At 76.3% G+C, this 23,142-nt stretch carries 3 protein-coding genes; all 3 read left to right on the plus strand.

Going from position 1 to position 23,142, the window contains the following annotated elements; translation table 11 throughout:
* Positions 1-246 precede the first annotated feature (246 nt).
* The 3 genes from G339_RS0127600 to G339_RS0127610 are packed head-to-tail and all read left to right on the plus strand — an operon-like array spanning position 247 to position 23,122.
* Entirely contained in the window at positions 247-11,373 is an 11,127-nt protein-coding gene (locus G339_RS0127600) for a non-ribosomal peptide synthetase (protein ID WP_020722882.1), read from the plus strand.
* The gene (locus G339_RS0127605) at positions 11,370-19,181 is read left to right on the plus strand and encodes a non-ribosomal peptide synthetase (RefSeq protein ID WP_020722883.1); all 7,812 of its coding nucleotides are present in this window, start codon (positions 11,370-11,372) and stop codon (positions 19,179-19,181) included. The genes G339_RS0127600 and G339_RS0127605 overlap by 4 nt, the downstream gene beginning before the upstream one ends.
* Complete coding sequence (locus G339_RS0127610; RefSeq protein ID WP_019634301.1) at positions 19,181-23,122, plus strand: amino acid adenylation domain-containing protein; 3,942 nt, start codon at positions 19,181-19,183, stop codon at positions 23,120-23,122. The genes G339_RS0127605 and G339_RS0127610 overlap by 1 nt, the downstream gene beginning before the upstream one ends.
* Positions 23,123-23,142: the final 20 nt, after the last annotated feature.

The raw sequence follows: 23,142 nt of genomic DNA on the forward strand, positions 1-23,142 counted from the left end.
GTAGACACGTGGTCGACGACGGACCCGGGCCGGACGGCGGAAAGCGGCGGTGTCCGGCACGGCGGAACCGGTCCGGCGCGAGCCGGGCGGCGGCCGGGCGGCGCGCCATCGGGACGAAACTCGGGGAAAGGGGACGGGAAAGCCCTCAGTTTCTGTCGTCGCATTTTCGGAATCCCGCCCCGACGACCGTTCCGGTCGCCTTCTCGGGCATGACGCAAACCTCCTCGACCGGGAAAGTACCGCTTGATGTCGTCCTCCGAGTACGTTCCTCTCTCCGCCGCTCAGCAGAGCGTCTGGTACGCGCAGCAGCTCACCCCCGAGGTGCCGATCTGCATCGCGCAGTACATCGAGATCGAGGGGCCTCTCGACCCGCGTCTCTTCGACGAGATCGGACGCCTGGCGGCGGCCGAGTTCCCCAGCCTGCAGATGCGGCTGACCGAGCGCGACGGCGTTCCTTTCCAGGTCATTCCGGATGATCCCGAGACGCCGATCCTGCTCACCGACTTCTCCGCGGAACCGGACCCGGAGGCGGCGGCGCGCGCGTGGATGCGCGCGGACATGGCGCGCCCGATGGACCTGCTCGGCGAGCGCCTGCACCACCTCGCCGTGCTGCGCCTCGGCCCGGAGCGGCACTTCTGGTACCTGCGGGCGCACCACATCACGGTCGACGGGTTCGGCGGCTCGCTCGTCAACAGCCGGATGGGCGAGCTCTACACGCTGCTGGCGGGCGGCGGGGAGTACGTCTTCGAGGAGCGCGGCGACTACCGGGCGCTGCTCGCCGAGGAGGCCGAGTACCGGGCGGGGGAGCGGTTCGCCAAGGACCGCGCGTACTGGACCGAGCGGTTCGCGGACCTCCCGGAGATCACCGGCCTGTCGGACCGGACGGCCGCGCCGACGATGGACTTCGTCCGCAGCAGCACGACCCTGGACCCCGCCGCCAGCGGCGGCCTGGCCGCCGCCGCCCGGCGGCTGCGCACCGCCACGCCCGGCCTGGCCATCGCCGCGACCGCCGCGTACATGGCGCGCGTCACCGGCGACCCCGACGTCGTCCTCGGCCTCGCGGTGACGGGCCGCACCACCGACCTCGCCCGCCGCACCCCGACGATGATGTCCAACATCGTCCCGCTGCGGGTCCGCGTCGACCCCGGCCTGACGCTGGACGAGCTGACCCGCACCGTCTCCCGCGCCACCGCCCGCGCCCTGCGCCACCAGCGGTACCGCCTGGAGGACCTGCTGCGCGACCTGAAGCTGCTCGGGGAGCGCCGCCGCCTGTACGGCGCGGTCGTCAACATCATGCCGTTCGACTACACGGCGGACTTCGCGGGCGCGACCGGCCGGGCCCACCCGCTCGCGCTCGGCCTCACTGAGGACGTCGCGTTCAACATCCACGACGGCCTCGACGGGCGCGGAACCCGCATCGACCTCGACGGGCACCCCGAGCTCTACACGGCCGACGAGATCGCCGCGCACCACGCGCGGCACGTCCGGTTCCTGCACGCGATGGCCGCCGCCGACCCGGCGTCCCGCGTCGGGGACCTGGAACTCCTGGACGACGCCGAGCGCACGGCCGTCGTCACCGGCTGGAACGCGACCGCGACGGACCGCCGCCCGGCGACGGTCCTGGACGCGTTCGCCGCCCGCGTCGCCGCCGACCCGGACGCGCCCGCCGTCGTGGCGGTCCCGCCCGCCGGGGAGCCCGCCGCGCCGCCGCTGACCTACGCGGAGCTGGACGCGCGCGCGAACCGGCTCGCGCACCGCCTCGCGGAACTCGGCGCGGGCCCGGAGACGCCCGTCGCGACGCTGCTGGAGCGGTCGCCGGACGTCGTCACCGCGTCGCTGGCCGTCCTGAAGACCGGCGGCCACTACGTCCCGGTCCACCACGCGTTCCCCGCCGAGCGGGTCGCGTGGCTGCTGCGCGACACCGGCGTGCGGGTGCTGGTCTGCGACCGCGCGACGCTCGCGGACCGGCCGTGGCTCGCGGACGCCGCGCACGCGGGCGTCGCCGTCCTGGTCCTGGACGACGACCCGTGGGCGGAGCGGCCCGCCGATCCGCCCGCCGCGACCGTCCACCCGGACACGCTCGCCTACGCGATCTTCACCTCCGGTTCGACGGGCACGCCGAAGGCGGTCGGCGCGACGCACGCCGCCGTCGTGGAGCTGGCCACCGACCGGCGGCTCGCCGAGGGCCCCGGCGACCGGCACCTCATGCACTCGCCGCACGCGTTCGACGCGTCCACGCTGGAGATGTACGCGCCGCTGCTCGGCGGCGGGACCGTCGTCGTGCCGCCGCCCGGCGCGATGGACGCGGCCGAGGTCGAGCGGGTCGTGGCCGAGGGCCGCGCCACCCGGATGTTCATCACCACGTCGCTGTTCAACCTGGTCGCCGCCGAGCGGCCCGCCGCGTTCGCGTCGCTGCGCGTGCTGCAGACCGGCGGGGAGGCGGCGTCCCCGGCGGCGCTCGCCCGCGTCGTCGCCGCGTGTCCGGACACGGCCGTCGCGAACGTGTACGGGCCGACCGAGGCGACGACGTACGCGCTGGAGCATGCGCTGCGCGGCGTGGACGTCGAGGCGCTGCGGACCGTCCCGATCGGCACGCCGCTGGACGACACCCGCGCGTACGTGCTGGACGCGGCGCTGCGGCCCGTCCCGCCCGGCGTCACCGGCGAGCTGTACCTGGCGGGCTCGGGCCTGGCGCGCGGCTACCTGAACCGGCCCGGCCTGACCGCCGGGGCGTTCACGGCGTGCCCGTTCGGCGCGCCCGGCGAGCGCATGTACCGGACCGGCGACCTCGCGCGCTGGAACGCCGACGGCGCGCTGGAGTACGTCGGCCGCGCCGACCAGCAGGTGAAGATCCGCGGGTTCCGCATCGAGCTGGGCGAGATCGAGAAGGCGCTGACGGCGCAGCCGTCGGTGGCGCGCGCGGCCGTCGTCGCGCGCGCGGACGGGCCGGGGTCGCGGCGGCTCGTCGGCTACGTCGTCCCCGATCCGGACCACGGTCCCACTGACGCGCGCGAGCTGCGCCGCGCCGTCGCCGCCGCGCTGCCCGAGTACATGGTCCCGGCCGCGATCGTGGAACTGGACGCGCTGCCGCTCACCGCCAACGGCAAGCTGGACCAGCGCGCGCTGCCCGCCCCCGACTACGCGGCCGCGTCCGGCGCGGGCCGCCCGTACCGCGCGCCGCGCACCCCCGTCGAGGAGACGCTGTGCGGCCTGTTCGCCGACATCCTCGGGGTGGAGCGGGTCGGCGTCGACGACGGGTTCTTCGACCTCGGCGGCGACTCGATCATCGCGATGCGGCTGGTGTCGCGGGCGCGGAGCGCGGGCCTGCTGATCTCGCCGCGCGAGGTGTTCCAGCGGCCGACCGTGGACGAGCTGGCCGCCGTCGCGCGGCCCGCGCAGGACGCCGGCGCCGCGCCGGACGGCCCGGACGCCGCGCTCGGCGACGTCCCGGCCACCCCGATCCTGCGCTGGCTGCGCGAGCGCGGCGGCCCGTTCGGCGGGTTCAGCCAGAGCGTCCTGCTGCGCACGCCCGCCGGGCTCGGCGTCGAGCCGCTGACGGGTGCGCTGCGCGCGGTGCTCGACCACCACGACGCGCTGCGGCTCGTCGCGCGCCCGGACGGGACGCTGCACATCCCCGCGCCGGGTTCCGCGGACGCCGCCGCGTGCGTCCGCCGCGCCGACGTCGCGGGCCTGTCCGACGCGGCGCTCGCCGCGACCGTCGAGACGGAGCTGGCCGCCGCCCGCGACCGCCTCGACCCGGCCGCCGGGGTCAACGCGCAGCTCGTCTGGCTGGACGCGGGCGACGCGGCGGGCCGCCTGCTGCTCGTCGTCCACCACTTCGCCGTGGACGGCGTGTCCTGGCGCGTCCTGCTGCCCGACCTGGTCGCCGCGTGGGCGGCGCTGGCATCCGGCGGCGCGCCGCGGCTCGATCCGGTCGGCACGCCGCTGCGCCGCTGGGCGCAGCGCCTCGAAGTCGAGGCCGGGTCGCGCACCGGGGAGCTCGACCTGTGGCGCGGCGTCCTCGACGGCGGCGCGGGTCTCGGCACGGGCCCCCTCGACCCGTCCGCCGACACCCACGCCACCGCCGGGCGGTACACCGCCGACCTGGACGCCGCGACGACCGGCGCGCTGCTCACCAGCGTCCCCGCCGCGTTCCACGGCCGCCCCGCCGACGTCCTGCTCGCCGGGTTCGCCCGCGCGCTCGCGGGCTGGCGGGCCGCGCGCGGCGGCGCGACCGGGCCCGTCCTGGTGGACCTGGAGGGCCACGGCCGCGAGGACGCCGCGTCCGGCGCGCTCGCGGGCGCGGACCTGTCCCGCACGGTCGGCTGGTTCACCAGCAAGTACCCGGTGCTGCTCGACCCCGGGACGGGCTCGCCCGGCACGGCCGTCAAGCGCGTCAAGGAGGCGCTGCGCGCGATCCCGGACAACGGGATCGGCTACGGCCTGCTGCGGTACCTGAACGCGGGGACGGCCGACGAGCTGGCCGCTCGCCGCGAGCCGGACGTCGTCGTCAACTACCTCGGCCGCGTCGAGGGCGGCGACGGCGACTGGAGCGTCGCGGCGGAGCCCGGCGCGCTCGGCGGCGGCGCGGACGGCGCGATGCCGCTCGGCCACGCCCTCGCGGTGGACGCGGTCGCCCAGGACGGGCCGGACGGCCCGCGCCTGTCGGTGACCTGGACCTACGCGGGCCGCCTGCTCACCGAGGCCGACGTCCGCGACCTCGCCGACCGCTGGTTCGCCGAGCTGCGCGCGCTCGCGGGCGCGGCGGACGAGGGCGGGCACACGCCCTCGGACTTCCCGCTCGTCGCGCTGGACGACGCCGACGTCGCCGAACTGGAGCGCGCCTGGCCCACGCTCACCGACGTCTGGCCGCTCGCCCCGCTCCAGCAGGGCCTGTACTTCCACTCGCTGCTCGACGCCGACAGCACCGACGTCTACACCGGCCAGCTCGTCCTGGACTTCGCGGGCGACCTGGACGCCGCCGCGCTGCGCGCCGCCGCCCTGGCCCTGCCCGGCCGCCACCCGGCGCTGCGGACCGCGTTCACCCAGACGGCCGACGGCGAGCCGGTGCAGGTCGTCCTCGCGGACGTCTCCGACGCGCCCGGCCTGTGGCGCGAGACCGACGTCCCCGACGACGACGCGGCCACCGGACTCCTGCGCGCCGAGCGGGCCCGCCGCTTCGACCTGGCCCGCCCGCCGTTCCTGCGGTTCGTCCTCGCCCGCCTCGGCGCGGACCGCCACCGCCTGGTCCTGACGTTCCACCACATCGTGCTCGACGGCTGGTCGATGCCGTCGCTCGCCGCCGAACTGCTCGCCCTGTACGAGGGCCACGAGCCGCCGCGCGCCCCCGGCTACCGCGAGCACTTGGCGTGGCTCGCCCGGCAGGACCCGGCCGAGGCGCGCGCCGCGTGGGCGCGGTCGCTGGCCGGGCTGGACCGGGGCACGCTGGTCGCCCCGGCCGCCGCGCCGGCCGCGCCCGGCCTGCCGGAGAAGGTCAAGGTCCTGCTGCCCGCGGGCCTGTCGGCCGGGCTCACCGCCGCCGCCCGCGCGCGCGGCGTCACCGTCAACACCGTCGTGCAGGGCGCGTGGGGCCTGCTGCTGGCCCGCCTGCTCGGCCGCGACGACGTGGTGTTCGGCGCGACGGTGTCCGGCCGCCCGCCGGAGCTGCCCGGCGTCGAGCGGATCGTCGGGCTGTTCATCAACACGCTCCCGGTGCGGGTCCGCGTCCGCGACGACGAGACCGCCGCCGCGTTCCTCGCCCGCCTCCAGGCCGAGCAGGCCGACCTGCTCGGCCACCACCACCACGGCCTCGCCGACATCCAGCGCGAGACCGGCGCGGGCGCGCTGTTCGACACGATGACGGTGTTCGAGAACTACCCGCTGGACGCGTCGCTGCTGGACGCCGAGTTCGGCGGCGCGCGGCTCACCGGCGCGGACCTGCTCGACGCCACCCACTACCCGCTGACGCTCGACGCGGTGCCGGGGGAGCGGCTGCAGCTGCGGCTCGGGTTCCGGACGGACGTGTTCGACCGCGCGACCGCCGACGCGCTGGTCGCGGCGCTGCTCGGCGTGATCGAGGCCGTCGTCGCGGACCCGGACCGGCCCGTCGCCGGCCTCGGCGGCGTGGACGTCGGGCTGCGCGAGCGGTTCGCCGCGCTCGCCGCGCGGGAGCCCGCGCTGCCCGCGCCCGCGCCGCGCACCGTGAAGAAGCTCGTCGCCTACGTCGTCGCGCAGCCCGGCGCGGTGCTGGACCCCGACGAGATCCGCGCGCACGCCCGCGCGAACCTGCCGGACTCGATGGTCCCCTCGGCGGTCGTCGTCCTGGACGAGATGCCGCTGACCCCCAACGGCAAGATCGACACCAAGGCCCTGCCGCGCCCGGTGCTGACCGTCCCGCTGCGCGAGTACCGCGCGCCGCGCGACGAGCGGGAGGCGGCGGTCGCGGCCGTGTTCGCCGAACTGCTCGGCGCGGACCGGGTCGGGATCGACGACGACTTCTTCGAGCTGGGCGGCAACTCGCTGGTCGCGATGCGGATCGTCAGCCGGGTGCGGCGCGCGCTCGGCGTCGAGCTGCCGGTGCGGGCGCTGTTCGAGGCCCCGACCGTCGCGGGCCTGACCGCGCTGGCGGGCGGGTCGGGCGCGGCGGGCCCGGCGCGGCCCGCGCTGACCGCCCGGGAGCGGCCCGCCGAGGTGCCGCTGTCGTACGCGCAGCAGCGGCTGTGGTTCCTGCACCGGTTCGAGGGGCCGTCCGCGACGTACAACGTGCCGGTCGCGCTGCGCGTCCGGGGCGCGCTGGACCTGGCCGCGCTGCGCGCCGCGCTCGGGGACGTCGTCGCCCGGCACGAGGCGCTGCGCACGGTCCTGCCCGACACCGGCGGCGTCCCCCGGCAGGTGGTGCTCGACGCGGCGGCGGCCCGGCCGGAGCTGCGCGTCACGGACGCGACGGAGCGGGACCTGCCCGTCCGGCTCGGCACGGCGGCGGGCTACACCTTCGACGTCACCGCCGAGCCGCCGCTGCGCGCGGACCTGTTCCGGCTCGCCGACGACGAGCACGTCCTGCTGCTGCTCCTGCACCACGTGGCGGGCGACGGCTGGTCGATGGCGCCGCTGGCCCGCGACCTCATCGGCGCGTACGTCGAGCGCGCGGCCGGGCGCGAGCCGCGCTGGTCGCCGCTGCCGGTGCAGTACGCCGACTACACGCTGTGGCAGCGCGAGCTGTTCGGCTCCGAGGACGACCCGGACAGCCTCATCTCCCGCCAGCTCGCGTACTGGACGGACGCCCTGGCCGGGCTGCCCGAGGAACTGCCGCTGCCCACCGACCGGCCCCGGCCCGCCGAGGCGTCGTACCGGGGCGCGACCGAGCGGTTCGCGCTCGGCGCCGACGCGCACGCCGCGCTGCTCGCGCTCGCCCGCGCGACCGGCGCGAGCCCGTTCATGGTCGCGCAGGCCGCGTTCGCGGCGCTGCTGACGCGGCTCGGCGCGGGCACGGACGTGCCGGTCGGGTCGCCCATCGCGGGCCGCACCGACGAGGCGCTGGACGACCTCGTCGGAAACTTCGTCAACATGCTGGTGTTCCGCACCGACACCTCGGGCGACCCGACGTTCCGCGAGCTGGTCGCGCGCGTCAAGGAGACGGACCTCGCGGCGTACGCCCACCAGGACGTCCCGTTCGAGCGCCTGGTGGAGGTCCTGAACCCGCCGCGCCACCTGGGCCGCCACCCGCTGTTCCAGGTCGGGCTGACGTTCCAGAACAACCCCGAGGCCCGGGTCGAGCTGCCCGGCTTCACCGCCGAACCCGAGCCGCTGCACGCGGGCGTCGCCCGGTTCGACCTGCTCATGGTCCTCACCGAGCGGCCGGACGGCGGCGGGCTCGACGGCGAGCTGGAGTACGCCCTCGACCTGTACGACCCGGCGACGGCGCGCGCGCTCGTCGCGCGGTTCGAGCGCTTCCTGGCGGCGCTGCTCGCGGACCCGGACGCGCCGATCGGCGCGCCGGACGTCCTCGACCCGGCCGAGCGGGCGACGATCCTCGGCTCCTGGGCGGGCGGCACGGCCGCGCCGGGTTCAGCCACGACGGCCTCGTCCACCACGGTCACCGAACTCTTCGAGGCGCGCGCGGCCGAGCGCCCGGACGCCCCGGCCGTCACCTTCGAGGGCGCGACCCTGACGTACGCGCAGGTCAACGCGGCCGCGAACCGGCTCGCGCGGCGGCTCGCCGCCGCCGGGGCCGGTCCGGAGACGTTCGTCGCGCTGGCGCTGCCGCGCTCGGCGGACCTGGTCGTCGCGATCCTCGGCGTGCTCAAGGCCGGTGCCGCGTACGTCCCGGTGGACCCGGACTATCCGGCGGACCGCATCGCCTACATGCTCGCGGACGCCGCGCCCGCGCTCGCCGTCACCGTGCCCGGCGCGGACGCCGCGCTGCCGGACGGGCTGCCGCGCGTCCTGCTCACCGACGCCGGCGACGGCCCGGACGCGGACCTGGACGCGAACCTGACCGACGCCGAGCGCACCGCGCCGCTGCGCCCCGACCACCCCGCGTACGTCATCTACACGTCGGGTTCGACGGGCCGCCCCAAGGGCGTCGTCGTCCCGCACCGCAACGTCACGCGGCTGCTGTCGGCGACGCACGACCGGTTCGACTTCGGCCCGGACGACGTGTGGACGCTTTTCCACAGCTACGCGTTCGACTTCACGGTCTGGGAGCTGTGGGGCTCGCTGCTGTACGGCGGCCGTCTCGTCGTCGTGCCGTACCTGGTGTCGCGGTCGCCGGAGGACTTCCTGAAGCTCCTGGCCGCCGAGCGCGTGACGGTCCTCAACCAGACGCCGTCCGCGTTCTACCAGCTCATGGCTGCGGACCGGGACAATCCGGGCCTCGACCTGGCGCTGCGCCACGTCGTGTTCGGCGGTGAAGCGCTCGAACTGGGCCGTCTGGAGGACTGGTACTCCCGGCATGCCGACGACGCGCCGCGCCTGGTCAACATGTACGGCATCACCGAAACGACAGTCCACGTCTCCTACATCGCACTGGACCGCGAATACGCTACGGCCGCGCGCGGGAGTGTGATCGGGACCGCTATCCCGGACCTCCGCGTCTACGTGCTGGACGGGCGGCTGCAGCCCGTCCCGGCGGGCGTCACCGGTGACCTGTACGTCGCGGGCGCGGGCCTGGCGCGCGGCTACCTGAACCGGCCCGGCCTGTCCGCCGAGCGGTTCGTCGCGGACCCGTACGGCGCGCCCGGCACCCGGATGTACCGGACGGGCGACGTCGGCCGGTGGCTCCCGGACGGAACCCTCGAATACCTGGGTCGCTCGGACCAGCAGGTCCAGTTGCGCGGTTTCCGGATCGAGCCGGGCGAGATCGAGGCCGCGCTGGCGCGGCACGCGTCGGTGGCGGACGTCGCCGTCGTCGTCCGCGAGGACCGGCCCGGCGACAAGCGCCTGGTCGCCTACGTCGTCCCCGCCGAGGGCGCGGCGGCCGACGCCCGCGAGCTGCGCGCGTTCGCCGCCCGCGACCTGCCCGACTACATGGTCCCGGCGAACGTGGTCGAACTGGACGCGCTGCCGCTGACCGTGAACGGCAAGCTCGACCGCCGCGCGCTGCCCGCCCCCGACCTCGCCGTCGCGGTGTCCGGCCGGGCGCCGGGCACGGCCGAGGAAGAGACGCTCGCGGGCCTGTTCGCCGAAGTCCTGGGCTTGGAGCGGGTCGGCGCGGACGACGGGTTCTTCGATCTCGGCGGTGACTCGATCATCGCCATCCAGTTGGTTTCGCGGGCGCGCCAGTCGGGCCTGGTGATCTCGCCGCGCGACGTGTTCCAGCACCAGACCGTCGAGGAACTGGCCCGGATCGCCCGCCCCGTCGGCGAGGACGAGGCCGTCGAGACCGAGCCGCCCGGCGCGGACGAGGGCCCGGTCCCCGTCACGCCGATCGTCGCGTGGCTGCGCGACCGCGTGTCCGGCGACGCCTCGCTGGTCTCGGCGTTCACACAAGCCACGTCGCTCGTCACGCCGCCCGGCCTGTCCGCCGACGACCTCGTCGGCGCGGTGCGGACCGTGCTGGACCGGCACGCGATGCTCCGCCTCCGCCTGGACGTCGACGACGACGCGTGGCGGCCCGTCGTCCGGCCCGCCGGGGACGTCCCCGCCGGACCGCTCGTCACCCGCGTGGACGTCGCCGGACTCGACGCCGACAAGTTCGCCGCCGTCCTCGCCGAACAGGCCGCCGCCGCCCGCGACCGGATCGACCCGGTCGCCGGGACGACCGCGCAGGTCGTCTGGTTCGACGCGGGCGACGCGCGCGGCCGCCTGCTCGTCGTCCTGCACCACCTCGTCGTGGACGGCGTGTCGTGGCGCGTGCTGCTGCCCGACCTCGTCGCGGCGTGGGCGGGCGCGGACCCCGAACCCGTCCCGACGTCGTTCCGCCGCTGGGCGCACAAGCTCACCGCCCTCGCCTCCGGCGACGACCTCGCCGCCGAGCTGGACACCTGGCTGGACCTGGTGGACGGCCCGCCGCAGCGCCTCGCCGACCGCGCCCTGGACCCGCGCGTGGACATCGCGGGCCGCGCCGCGTCCCTCACCGTCGAGCTGCCCGCCGACGTCACCGGGCCGCTGCTGGCCGACGTGCCCGCCGCGTTCCACGGCCGCGTCAACGACGTGCTGCTCACCGGCCTCGCCCTCGCCGTCGCGCAGTGGCGGCGGCACCGGGGCGGGCGCGGCACGGGCGTCCTGCTCGACCTCGAGGGCCACGGCCGCGAGGAGGAGGCCGTGCCCGGCGTGGACCTGTCCCGCACGGTCGGCTGGTTCACCTCGATCTTCCCCGTCCGCCTGGACGCCGGGCCCGCCGACTGGGCCGAGGTGACGCGCGGCGGCGCGGCCGTCGGCGGCGCGGTCAAGCGCGTCAAGGAGCAGCTCCGCGCCGTCCCCCGCAACGGGATCGGCTACGGCCTGCTGCGGTACCTCACCGAGGACGCCGCCGAGGAGCTGGCCGAACTGCCGCCCGCGCAGCTCGCCTTCAACTACCTCGGCCGCGTCGCGCCCGGCGCGGCGGGCGAGGACTGGAGCCTCGCCCCCGAGGAGCCGCCCGCCGGGGAGGACCCGCGGATGCCGATGGCGCACGCCGTCGAGGTCAACGCCATCACCCGCGACCTCGCCGACGGCCCGCGGCTGTCCGCGACGTGGACGTGGCCGGACGGCCTGCTCGCCGAGGCCGACGTCCGCGACCTCGCCGACGCCTGGTTCGCGGCGCTGCGCGGCCTGGCCGCCCACGTCGCCGCGGGCGGCGACGGCGGCGGCGCGTTCACCCCGTCCGACCTGCTGGTCGAGCTGGACCAGACCGAGATCGACAGCCTGCAGAGCGCGTGGAGGAACAGAGATTGAACCGGGGGGACCTTGAGGACATCCTGCCGCTGTCGCCGCTGCAGCAGGGGTTCTTCTTCCATGCCGTCTTCGACGCCGGCACGGATTCCGGTGACGTCTACACCGCGCAGCTCGTCCTCGACCTCGCCGGGCCGCTGGACGCCGCCGCGCTGCGCACCGCCGCCGCGACGCTGCTGCGGCGGCACCCGAACCTGCGCGCCGCGTTCTGGCACGAGAACCTGTCCAAGCCCGTCCAGGTGATCCCGCGCTCGGTCGAACTGCCGTGGGAGGAGGTAGTCGTCGCGGATCGCGCGGAGGCGGACGCCGTCGTCGCCCGCGAGCGCGTCCGGCCGTTCCCGGTGACCGAGCCGCCGCTGCTGCGGTTCACGCTGGTGCGGCTGGGGCCGGACGAGCACCGGCTCGTCTTCACCCACCACCACATCCTGCTGGACGGCTGGTCCACGCCCGTCCTCGCGACGGAGCTGTTCGCGCTGTACGTGCAGGGCGGCCACGACACCGGCATGCCGCGCGTCACGCCGTACAAGAACTACCTGGCGTGGCTCGCCGGGCAGGACCGCGACGCGGCCCGCGCCGCGTGGCGGGCCGCGCTCGACGGCGTCGCGGAGCCGAGCCTGGTCGCGCCGGAGGCGGCGGGCCTGCCGCCGGTCCCGCCGGAGCGGGCCGCCGCCGCGCTCGACGGCCGGCTCGCCAAGAAGCTGACGCGCGTCGCGCGGCGGCACGGCGCGACGCTGTCGACCGTGCTGCAGGCCGCGTGGGGCGTCGTGCTCGGCCGGGTCCTCGGCCGCGACGACGTGGTGTTCGGCGCGACGGTCTCCGGCCGCCCGCCGGAGCTGCCCGGCGTCGAGGAGATGATCGGGCTGTTCATCAACACGCTCCCGGTCCGCGTCCGGTTCCGCCCCGGCGAGTCTTTGGGCGACCTGCTGGAACGCCTCCAGGACGAGCAGACCGACCTGCTGCCGCACCACCACCTCGGCCTCACCGACATCCAGCGCGCGGCCGGGCACGGCGGCGCGCTGTTCGACACGATGACGGTCCTGGAGAACTACCCGTTCGACCCGGACGCGATGGACGGGTCGCTGAACGGCGTCCGCATCACCGCCGCCGACGCCTACGACGCGACGCACTTCCCGCTGTCGTTCGTCGCCGCGCCGACCGGCGACGGGCTCCAGCTCCGGCTGCACTACCGGCCCGACGTCTACACCGCCGACCTCGCGGACGCGCTGCTGGCGCGCGTCCGGCGCGTGCTGGAGGCCGTCGCCGCCGACCCCGCGACGCCGATCGGCGCGCTGCCCCTCGCCGGGCCCGACGACCTGGCCGCCCTCGCGGACTGGAACGACACCGGCGCGGTCGGCCGCCCCGGCACGCTCGCGGACCTGTTCGCCGAACGCGCCGCCGCGACGCCCGGCGCCGTCGCGCTCGTCGCCGGGGACGCCGCGCTCACCTACGCCGAGCTGGACGCCCGCGCCGGACGGCTCGCCGCCGCGCTCGCCGCGCGCGGCGCGGGCCCGGAGGAGCGCGTCGCGATCGTGCTGCCGCGCGTCCCGGACCTGGTCGTCGCCGTCCTCGCCGCGCACCGCGCGGGCGCGGCGTACGTGCCGGTGGACCCCGAGTACCCGGCCGACCGCGTCGCGGACATGCTGGCCGACGCGCGGCCCGTCGCGACCGTCACCGCCGGCGGCCTCGCGCCGGACGCGCCCGGCCGCCTGTCCCTGGACGACCCGCTGCCCGACGCGGCCCCGCCGGAGAACGCCGCCGGGCCGGAGAACACCGCGTACGTCATCTACACGTCCGGGTCCACCGGCCGCCCGAAGGGCGTCGCGGTCCCGCACTCGGCCGTCCTCGCCTACTACGAGGCGCACCGGACCGCGTTCTTCGACCCGGCCGTCGCGGCGGCGGGCGGGCGGCGGCTCCGCTTCGCGCACCTCGCGTCGTTCTCGTTCGACACGTCGTGGATGGGCCTTCTATGGATGTACCACGGCCACGAACTCCACCTCGTCGACGACGCCACCCGGCGCGACGTCGAGGCGTTCGCCGCGTACGTGGACGCCGCGCGCATCGACCTGATCAACACCACGCCGTCGCACCTGCGGTCGCTGCGCGAGTCCGGGCTGCTCGACCCCGACGGCCGCCACCTGCCCGCGCACCTGCTGCTCGGCGGCGAGGCCGTCGATCCCGCGCTGTGGGACGAGCTGCGCGCCCTGCCCGGCGTCGCCGCCCGCAACTTCTACGGCCCGACCGAGTCCGCGGTCGACGTCATGAACCTGCCGTTCGCCGCCGCCGACCGGCCCGCGATCGGCGCGCCGCACCCCGGCGCGCGCGCCTACGTCCTGGACGCGGCGCTCCAGCCGGTCCCGCCCGGCGTCGCGGGCGAGCTGTACCTGGCGGGGCCGCAGCTCGCGCGCGGCTACCACGACCGGCCGGGCCTGACCGCCGAGCGGTTCACCGCCGACCCGTTCGGCGCGCCCGGCGCGCGCATGTACCGGACGGGCGACCTCGTCCGCCAGGTCGCCGGGCCGGACGGCGCGCGGATCGTGGAGTACCTGGGCCGCGCCGACGACCAGGTGAAGATCCGCGGGTTCCGGATCGAGCTGGGCGAGGTCGAGAGCGCGCTGACGGCGCTGCCGGGCGTCGCGCAGGCCGCCGCCGTCGTCCGCGACGGCCGCCTCGCCGCCTACGCCGTCCCCGAGTCCGGGACGGCCCTGGACACCGCGGCCCTGCGCCGCGCGCTCGCCGAGCGGCTGCCCGACCACATGGTCCCCGCGACCGTCACCGCGCTGGACGCGCTGCCGCTGACCGTCAGCGGCAAGACCGACCGCCGCGCGCTGCCCGAGCCGGACGCCGCCGCGACGGTCGGGCGCGGCCCGCGCTCGCCGCAGGAGGAGATCCTGTGCGGGCTGTTCGCCGACGTCCTCGGCGTCGCCCGCGTCGGCGCGGGCGACGGGTTCTTCGCCCTCGGCGGCGACTCGCTCACCGCGACGCGCCTGGTCAGCCGGGTCCGGACCGCGTTCGGCGTGGAGCTGCCGGTGCGGGCGCTGTTCGAGGCCCCGACCGTCGCGGGCCTGGCCGCGCGGCTCGACGAGGCCGCCGGGACGGCCCGGCCGCCGCTGGTCCCGGCCGTCCGCCCCGATCCGGTCCCGCTGTCGTACGCGCAGCAGCGGCTGTGGTTCCTCAACCGGTTCGAGGGGCCGTCCGCGACGTTCAACATGCCGGTCGCGCTGCGGCTGCGCGGCGCGCTCGACGCCGCCGCGCTGGACGCGGCGCTCGGCGACGTCGTCGCGCGGCACGAGCCGCTGCGGACGGTGTTCCCCGAGTCCGGCGGCACGCCGCGCCAGCTCGTCCTGCCCGCCGAGACCGCGCGCCCGCCGCTGACCGTCGTGGCGACGGCCGAGGCCGCGCTGCCCGCCGCGCTCGCCGCCGCCGTGGGGGAGGGCTTCGACCTGTCGGTGGAGCCGCCGCTGCGCGCGCGGCTGTTCCGGCTCGCGCCCGACGAGCACGTCGTGCTGCTCGTCCTGCACCACATCGCCGGGGACGGCTGGTCGATGGCGCCGCTGGCCCGCGACGTGATCGTCGCCTACGCCGAGCGCGCGGAAGGCCGCGCGCCCGCGTGGTCGCCGCTGCCGGTGCAGTACGCCGACTACACGCTGTGGCAGCGGGACCTCCTCGGCGCCGAGGACGACCCGGGCAGCGTCGCCGCGACCCAGCTCGCGTTCTGGACGGACGCCCTGGCGGGCCTTCCGGAGGAACTGCCGCTGCCCGCCGACCGGCCCCGCCCCGCGCGGGCGTCCTACCGGGGCGCGACGGTCCCGTTCCGCCTGGACGCCGACCTGCACGCCGGGCTCCTGGCCCTCGCGCGGGAGAGCGGCGCGAGCCTGTTCATGGTCGCGCAGGCCGCGTTCGCGGCGCTGCTGACGCGGCTCGGCGCGGGCACGGACGTGCCGGTCGGGTCGCCCATCGCGGGCCGCACCGACGAGGCGCTGGACGATCTGGTCGGCATGTTCGTCAACATGCTCGTCCTGCGCACGGACACGTCCGGCGACCCGTCGTTCCGCGAACTGGTCGCGCGCGTCAAGGAGGCGGACCTGGCCGCCTACGCGCACCAGGACATCCCCTTCGAACGCCTCGTGGAAGTCCTGAACCCGGCCCGGTCCCTGGCCCGGCACCCGCTGTTCCAGGTCGCGCTGTCGTTCCAGAACAACCCCGAGGCCGTCCTGGAGATGGACGGCCTCACCGGCGGCCCCGAGACGATGCCGCTCGGCACCGCCAAGTACGACCTGTCCCTCTACCTGGAGGAACGCCACGACGACGGCGTGCCCGCCGGGATCGAGGCGAACCTGGAGTACGCGCTCGACCTGTTCGACGCAGACACCGCGCAGCGCCTCGCCGACCGGTTCGTCCGGCTCGTCGGGGAACTGCTCGCCGAACCGGACGCGCCCGTCGGCACCGCCGAGATCCTCGACCGCGCCGAGCGCCGCACGCTGCTGCGCCGCTGGCCCGCCGGACCCGGCCTGCCCGCCGGGTTCGCGCCCGCGCTCGGGGAGGACACGATCCCGGCCGCGTTCGCCGCCCGCGCGGCGGCCCGGCCGGACGCCCCCGCCGTCACGTTCGAGGACGCGACGCTCACGTACGCGCAGGTCGAGGAGCGGTCGAACCGCCTCGCGCACCTGCTCGCGGACAAGGGCGTGGGGCGCGGCTCGTTCGTCGCGCTGGCGCTGCCGCGCTCGGCGGACCTCGTCGTGGCGATCCTCGGCGTCCTGAAGTCCGGGGCCGCGTACGTTCCGGTCGATCCGGATTATCCGGCGGACCGCATCGCGTACATGCTCGCGGACTCCGCGCCCGTGCTCGCCCTCACGACGGCGGACGCGGCGGACGCGCTGCCCGGCGACGTCCCGCGCCTGCTGCTGGACGAGCGGCCCGAGGCCGGCCACCCCGCGACGCCGCTCCCGGGACCGGTGCCGGGCGACCCCGCGTACGTCATCTACACCTCGGGTTCGACGGGCCGCCCCAAGGGCGTCGTCGTCCCGCACGCCAACGTGATCCGGCTGCTGCGCTCGACCGAGCCGTGGTTCGGGTTCGGCGCGGACGACGTGTGGACGCTTTTCCACAGCTACGCGTTCGATTTCTCGGTGTGGGAGCTGTGGGGGCCGCTGCTGTACGGCGGCCGCCTGGTCGTCGTGCCGTACCTGGTGTCGCGGTCGCCGGAAGACTTCCTCAAGCTGCTGGCCGCCGAGCGCGTGACCGTGCTGAACCAGACGCCGTCCGCGTTCTACCAGCTCATGGCTGCGGACCGGGACAATCCCGGCCTGGATCTCGCGCTGCGCTACGTCGTGTTCGGCGGCGAGGCGCTGGAACCGGGCCGTCTGGAGGACTGGTACTCCCGCCACGCCGACGACGCGCCGCGCCTGGTCAACATGTACGGCATCACCGAGACGACCGTCCACGTCACCTACCTGGCGCTGGACCGCGAGCACGCGGCGTCCGCCTCCGGCAGCGTCATCGGCGCGGGCATCCCCGACCTGCGTGTTTACGTGCTGGACGAGCGGCTGCAGCCCGTCCCGGCGGGCGTCGTGGGCGAAATGTACGTCGCGGGCGCGGGCCTCGCGCTCGGCTACCTCAACCGGCCCGACCTGACCGCGCAGCGGTTCGTCGCGGACCCGCACGGCAAGCCCGGCACGCGCATGTACCGCACCGGCGACCTCGCGCGCTGGAACACGTCCGGTCAGCTCGAATACCTGGGCCGCTCGGACCAGCAGGTCCAGTTGCGCGGCTTCCGGATCGAGCCGGGCGAGATCGAGGCGGTCCTGGCCCGCCACGACGCGGTGAGCGACGTCGCCGTCGTCGTCCGCGAGGACCGCCCCGGCGACAAGCGCCTCGTCGCCTACGCCGTGCCCGCCGAGGGCGCGGCGCTCGACGCCCGCGAACTGCGCCGGTTCGCCGCCCGCGACCTCGCGGACTACATGGTCCCCGCGACCGTCGTGCCGCTCGACGCCCTCCCGCTCACCCCGAACGGCAAGCTCGACCGCCGCGCGCTGCCCGCCCCGGACTTCGCGGCCGGGACCTCGGCGCGGACGCCGAGCACCCCGGAGGAGGAAACACTCGCGGGCCTCTTCGCCGAAGTCCTGGGCCTGGAGCGGGTCGGCGCGGACGACGGGTTCTTCGATCTCGGCGGTGACTCGATCATCGCCATCCAGTTGGTTTCGCGGGCGCGCCAGTCGGGGTTGGTGATCTCGCCGCGCGACGTGTTCCAGCACCAGACCGTCGAGGAACTGGCGCGCATCGCCCGGCCGGTCGGCGAGGACGAAGCCGTCGAGGTCGAACCGCCCGGCGCGGCCCTCGGCCCCGTCCCGCCCACGCCGATCCTGCACTGGTTCACCGAACTGTCCGGCCCGACCGACGACTACAGCCAGCGGATGCTGCTCCAGGTCCCGCCCGGACTCGGCGAGGACCGGCTCGCCGCCGCGCTCCAGACCGTCCTGGACCACCACGACGCGCTGCGGATGCGCGCGGCGGACGGCCGGTTCGAGATCCCGCCGCCCGGCTCGGCCGACGCGGCGGCGCTCGTCCGCCGGGTGGACGTCGCGGGCCTGACCGGCGACGCGCTCCGCGCCGTCCTGCACGACGAGTCCCTGGCCGCGCGCCGCGCGCTCGACCCCGCCGCCGGGCGCAACGCCCGGCTCGTCTGGTTCGACGCGGGACCGGAGGCGTCCGGCCGCCTGCTGCTCACGCTGCACCACCTCGTCGTGGACGGCGTGTCCTGGCGCGTGCTGCTGCCCGACCTCGTCGCGGCCTGGTCCGGCGCGGCCCTCGAACCCGTCCCGACGTCGTTCCGGCGCTGGGCGCAGCGGCTCACCGCCGCCGCGACCGACCCGGCCCGCGCCGCCGAGGCCGAGCTGTGGGCGGACGTCCAGGCCACGCCCGACCCGGCGCTGGCCGCCCGGCCGCTCGACCCGGCCCGCGACACGTTCGGCACCGCGCGGCACCTGACCGTCGAGCTGCCCGCCGACGTCACCGGGCCGCTGCTCACCGACGTGCCCGCCGCGTTCCACGGGCGCGTCAACGACGTCCTGCTCACCGCGCTCGCGCTGGCCGTCGCGGACTGGCGGCGCGAGCGCGGCCCGAGTCCCACGGGCGACGACACGGCCGTCCTGCTCGACCTGGAGGGCCACGGCCGCGAGGAGATCGTCCCCGGCGCGGACCTGTCCCGCACGGTCGGCTGGTTCACCTCGATCTTCCCCGTCCGCGTGGACGCCGGGACGGTCGACCGCGCCGAGGTCGAGGCGGGCGGCCCCGCCCTCGGCACCGCGCTCAAGCGCGTCAAGGAGCAGCTCCGCGAGATCCCCGACAACGGGATCGGCCACGGCCTGCTCCGCCGCCTCAACCCCGCGACGGCCGACCGGCTCGCCGCGCCCGCCCCGCAGCTCGCGTTCAACTACCTCGGCCGCACCGCCGCGAGCGACGGCGGCGCGGACTGGGCCCCGGCGGCCGAGTCCGACGCGCTCGCCGGCGGCCAGGACGACGCGCTCGCGCTCGTCCACGCGATCGAGGTCAACGCCCACACCCGCGACCTGCCCGGCGGCCCCGAGCTGTCCGCGACCTGGACGTACGCGGGCGGCCTGTTCGACCCCGCCGAGATCGGGGCGCTCGCGGACCGCTGGACGGCGGCGCTGCGCGGCCTGGTCGCGCACGTCTCCGGCGGCGCGGACGGCCCGGTGGGCGGGTTCACCCCCTCCGACCTCGCGCTGGTCGACCTCGACCAGGACGAGATCGACGCGCTGGCCGCCGAACTCGACGACGAATGGGACCTGGACTGATGGCCGAACCGAAGAAGCAGTCGCAGCTCCAGGACGTCTGGCCGCTGTCGCCGCTCCAGCAGGGCCTGTTCTTCCACGCCCGCTACGACGACGGCGACGTCTACACCGCGCAGCTCGTGCTCGAACTGCGCGGCGGCCTGGACGCCGACCGGCTCCGCGCCGCCGCCGAGACGGTCCTGGCCCGGCACGCGAACCTGCGCGCCGGATTCCGCCAGCGCAAGGACGGCACGCCCGTCCAGGTGATCCACCGCCGCGTCCGCGTCCCGTGGGAGGAGATCGACGTCTCCGACCGCCCCGACCCGGAGGAGGCCGCCGCCGAGATCGCGGACCGCGAGCGGGCGCGCGGCTTCGACATGGCCAGGCCGCCGCTGCTGCGGTACACGCTGGTGCGCCTCGCCCCCGACCGGCACCGGATGGTCTTCACGAACCACCACATCCTGCTGGACGGCTGGTCCACGCCGGTCCTCCAGACCGAGCTGTTCGCGCTGTACCTGACCGGCGGCGACGACACCGGCATGCCGCGCGTCGCGCCCTACAAGGACTACCTCGCCTGGCTCGCCCGGCAGGACCGCGCCGCCGCCGAGGACGCCTGGCGGGCCGCGCTCGCCGGGGTGGACGAGCCCACCCTCGTCGCGCCCGGCGCGCCCGAGCCGGAGCCCGGCACCGAGCCCGGCCGCGTCCGCCGCCTGCTCGACCCGGAGCTGACGGCCGCGCTCACCGCCCGCGCCCGCGCGCACGGCGTCACGCTCAGCACCGTCCTGCAGCTCGCGTGGGGGACCGTGCTCGGGCACCTCACCGGCCGCGCCGACGTCGTGTTCGGCGCGGCCGTGTCCGGGCGGCCCGCCGAGCTGCCCGGCGTCGAGCAGATGATCGGGCTGTTCATCAACACGCTGCCGATCCGCGTCCGCCTCGACCCGGCCGCGACCGTCGCGCAGGCCCTCGCCCGCCTCCAGCGCGAGCAGGCCGACCTGCTGCCGCACCACCACCTCGGCCTGGCCGACGTCCAGCGGCTCGCCGCGACCGGGACGCTGTTCGACACCATGACCGTCCTGGAGAACTACCCGTTCGACCCGGCGCTGGAGGACGGCGGCGCGGGCACCGACCTCGGCGGCCTCACCCTGCACGGCGTCGGCGGCTACGACGCCTCGCACTACCCGCTGGCGCTCGCCGCCGTCCCCGGCGAGCGGCTGTCGCTGCGGATCGACCACCGGACGGACCTGTTCGACGCCGCCGCCGCCGAGACCGTGATGCGGCGGCTGCTGCGCGTCCTGGACGCCGTCGCGCACCGGCCCGACGAACCGCTCGGCCGCGTCGACACCCTCGACCCCGAGGAACGCGACCTGCTGCTGAGCACCTGGCAGGGCGGACCGCAGGACACCGCGGAGCCGCGCACCATCACCGGCCGGTTCCGCGCGCTCGTCGCGGACCGCCCGGACGCGCCCGCCGTCGAGGTCGCGGGCGGCGAGACCCTGACGTTCGCCGAGCTGGACGAGCGCGCCAACCGCCTCGCGCACCGCCTCATCGGCCTCGGCGTCCGCCGCGACTCCCGCGTCGCGATGCTGGTCGAGCGGTCGGCGGACGTCATCGTCGCGACGCTCGCCATCCTCAAGGCGGGCGGCGCGTACGCCCCGATCCACGAGAGCTTCCCCGCCGACCGCGTGCAGTGGGCCGTGGACGAGGTGGACGCGCCCGTCCTGCTCGTGGACTCCGCCACCCGCGAGCGCGTCGCCGGGATCTCCACCGCCGCGACGGTCCTGGTCGTCGACGACGATCCGGAGACGGCCGCGCAGCCCGGCACCGACCCCGGCGTCCCCGACCACCCCGAACAACTCGCGTACGTGATGTTCACCTCGGGTTCCACCGGGCTCCCGAAGGGCTCGATGCTCACCCACCGCGACGTCGTGGACCTCGCGACGGACGGCTGGATGCGCACGGGCGCGCACGACCGCGTCCTCGTCCACTCCCCGCACGCGTTCGACGCGTCCACCTACGAGCTGTGGGCCCCGATCCTCGCGGGCGGCACCAGCGTCGTCGCGCCGCCCGGCCGCGTGGACGCCGCGACGCTCCGGCGGCTCGTCGCCGACCACGACGTGACGGGCCTGTTCATCACCACGACCCTGTTCAACCTCGTCGCCGAAGAGGCCCCCGAGACGTTCGCCGGGCTCCGCGAAGTCCTCACCGGCGGCGAGGCCGGATCGGTCGCCGCGATGCGCAAGGTGCTCGCCGCCTGCCCGGACACCGCCGTCGGCAACGTCTACGGGCCGACCGAGGCGACCACCTACAGCACGATCGTCGCGATGCGCGACGCCCTCGCCGACCCCGCCGAGCAGGCGCCCGTCCTCGGGTTCCCGATCGACGCCGTCCGCGTGTACGTGCTGGACGCGGCGCTGCGGCCCGTCCCGCCCGGCGTCACCGGCGAGGCGTACGTCGCCGGGGCCGGACTCGGCCGCGGCTACCTGCACCGGCCCGGCCTCACCGCGCAGCGGTTCGTCGCGGACCCGTTCGGCGCGCCCGGCGACCGCATGTACCGCACCGGCGACCTGCTGCGCCGCCGCCCGGACGGGACGCTGGAGTACGTCGAGCGCGTCGACTTCCAGGTCAAGATCCGCGGGTTCCGCATCGAGCTGGGCGAGGTCGAGAGCGCCCTCGCCGCGCACCCCGGCCTCGCGCACGCCGCCGCCGTCGTCCGGAGCGACGGCGGGGTGAAGCGGCTCGTCGCCTACGTCGTCCCCGCCGGGCCGGACGCGCCGACCGCCGCCGAACTCCGCGCCCACGCCGCCGCGCGGCTCCCCGAGTACATGGTCCCCGCCGCGTTCGTCGCGCTCCCCACCCTGCCCACCGGCCCCAACGGCAAGCTCGACCGGCGCGCCCTGCCCGCCCCCGACCTCGCCGGGGCCGCCGCCGGGCGCCCGCCGCGCACCGAGCGCGAGGAGGCGCTGTGCCGGGCCGTCGCGGACGCGCTCGGGCTGGAAAGCGTCGGCGCGGACGTCAGCTTCTTCGAACTCGGCGGCGACAGCGTCACCGCGCTCAGGCTCGTCACCCGCGCCGCGCAGGCCGGGATCGAGCTGACGCCCCGCGACGTGTTCACCCACCAGACCGTCGAGGCCCTCGCCCGCCTGGACGAGCTGGACGACGCCGCGCGCGGCCTCGGCTTCGAGGTCATGCTGCCGATCCGCACCGAGGGCTCCCGGCCGCCGCTGTTCTTCGTCCACCCGGCGGGCGGCCTGGCCTGGGGCTACTTCCAGTTCCAGCGGTACCTCGGCCCCGACCAGCCCGTCTACGGCCTCCAGGCCCGCGCGTTCACCGAGGACGCGCTGCCCGGCTCCGTCCAGGAGATGGCCGCCGACTACGTCGGGCAGATCCGCGCCGTCCAGCCGCACGGCCCGTACCACCTGGCGGGCTGGTCCCTCGGCGGCCTCATCGCCTACGAGATCGGCTGCCGCCTCCAGGCCGCGGGGGAGGAGGTCGCGCTGCTCACCATGATCGACTCCTACAACGGGCTCGACCTGAACTCCGAGCGCCGCGAGGTGCTGCCCGAACTGCTCGGCGGCATCGGCATCGACGCGTCGATGGCCGACGAGAACGGCGAACCGGACGTCCCGCGCATCATGGCCGCGCTCGCCGAACGCGGCGACGCCCTCGCCACCCTCGACGAGCGGAGCCTGCGCAACGTCTACGCCAACTACGCCAACGGGATCCGGCAGGCCGAGGAGTACATCCCCGGCCGGTTCGGCGGCGACGTGCTGTTCTTCACCGCGATGCGCGGCCGCAAGGACGGCGACCCCGGCGCCGCCGAGAACTGGGGCCCGCTCGTGGACGGCGTCGTCGAGGACCACCCGGTCGACGCCGAGCACCACGCGCTCATGGAGCCCGGACCCGTCCGCGCGATGGGCTCCGTCCTGGCCGCCCGGCTCGACAAGCTGGCCTCGGCGCGCCGCTGACCGGCGGCTACGCTGGGCAG

Origin of the sequence: Actinomadura atramentaria DSM 43919, from assembly GCF_000381885.1 — a bacterium.
Taxonomy (GTDB): domain Bacteria; phylum Actinomycetota; class Actinomycetes; order Streptosporangiales; family Streptosporangiaceae; genus Spirillospora; species Spirillospora atramentaria.

What these genes read in the sequence shown, in the direction of transcription:
- G339_RS0127600 (WP_020722882.1), top strand. Translation starts at nt 247, where the DNA reads ATGTCGTCCTCCGAGTACGTTCCTCTCTCCGCCGCTCAGCAGAGCGTC.
- G339_RS0127610 (WP_019634301.1), top strand. Translation starts at nt 19,181, where the DNA reads ATGGCCGAACCGAAGAAGCAGTCGCAGCTCCAGGACGTCTGGCCGCTG.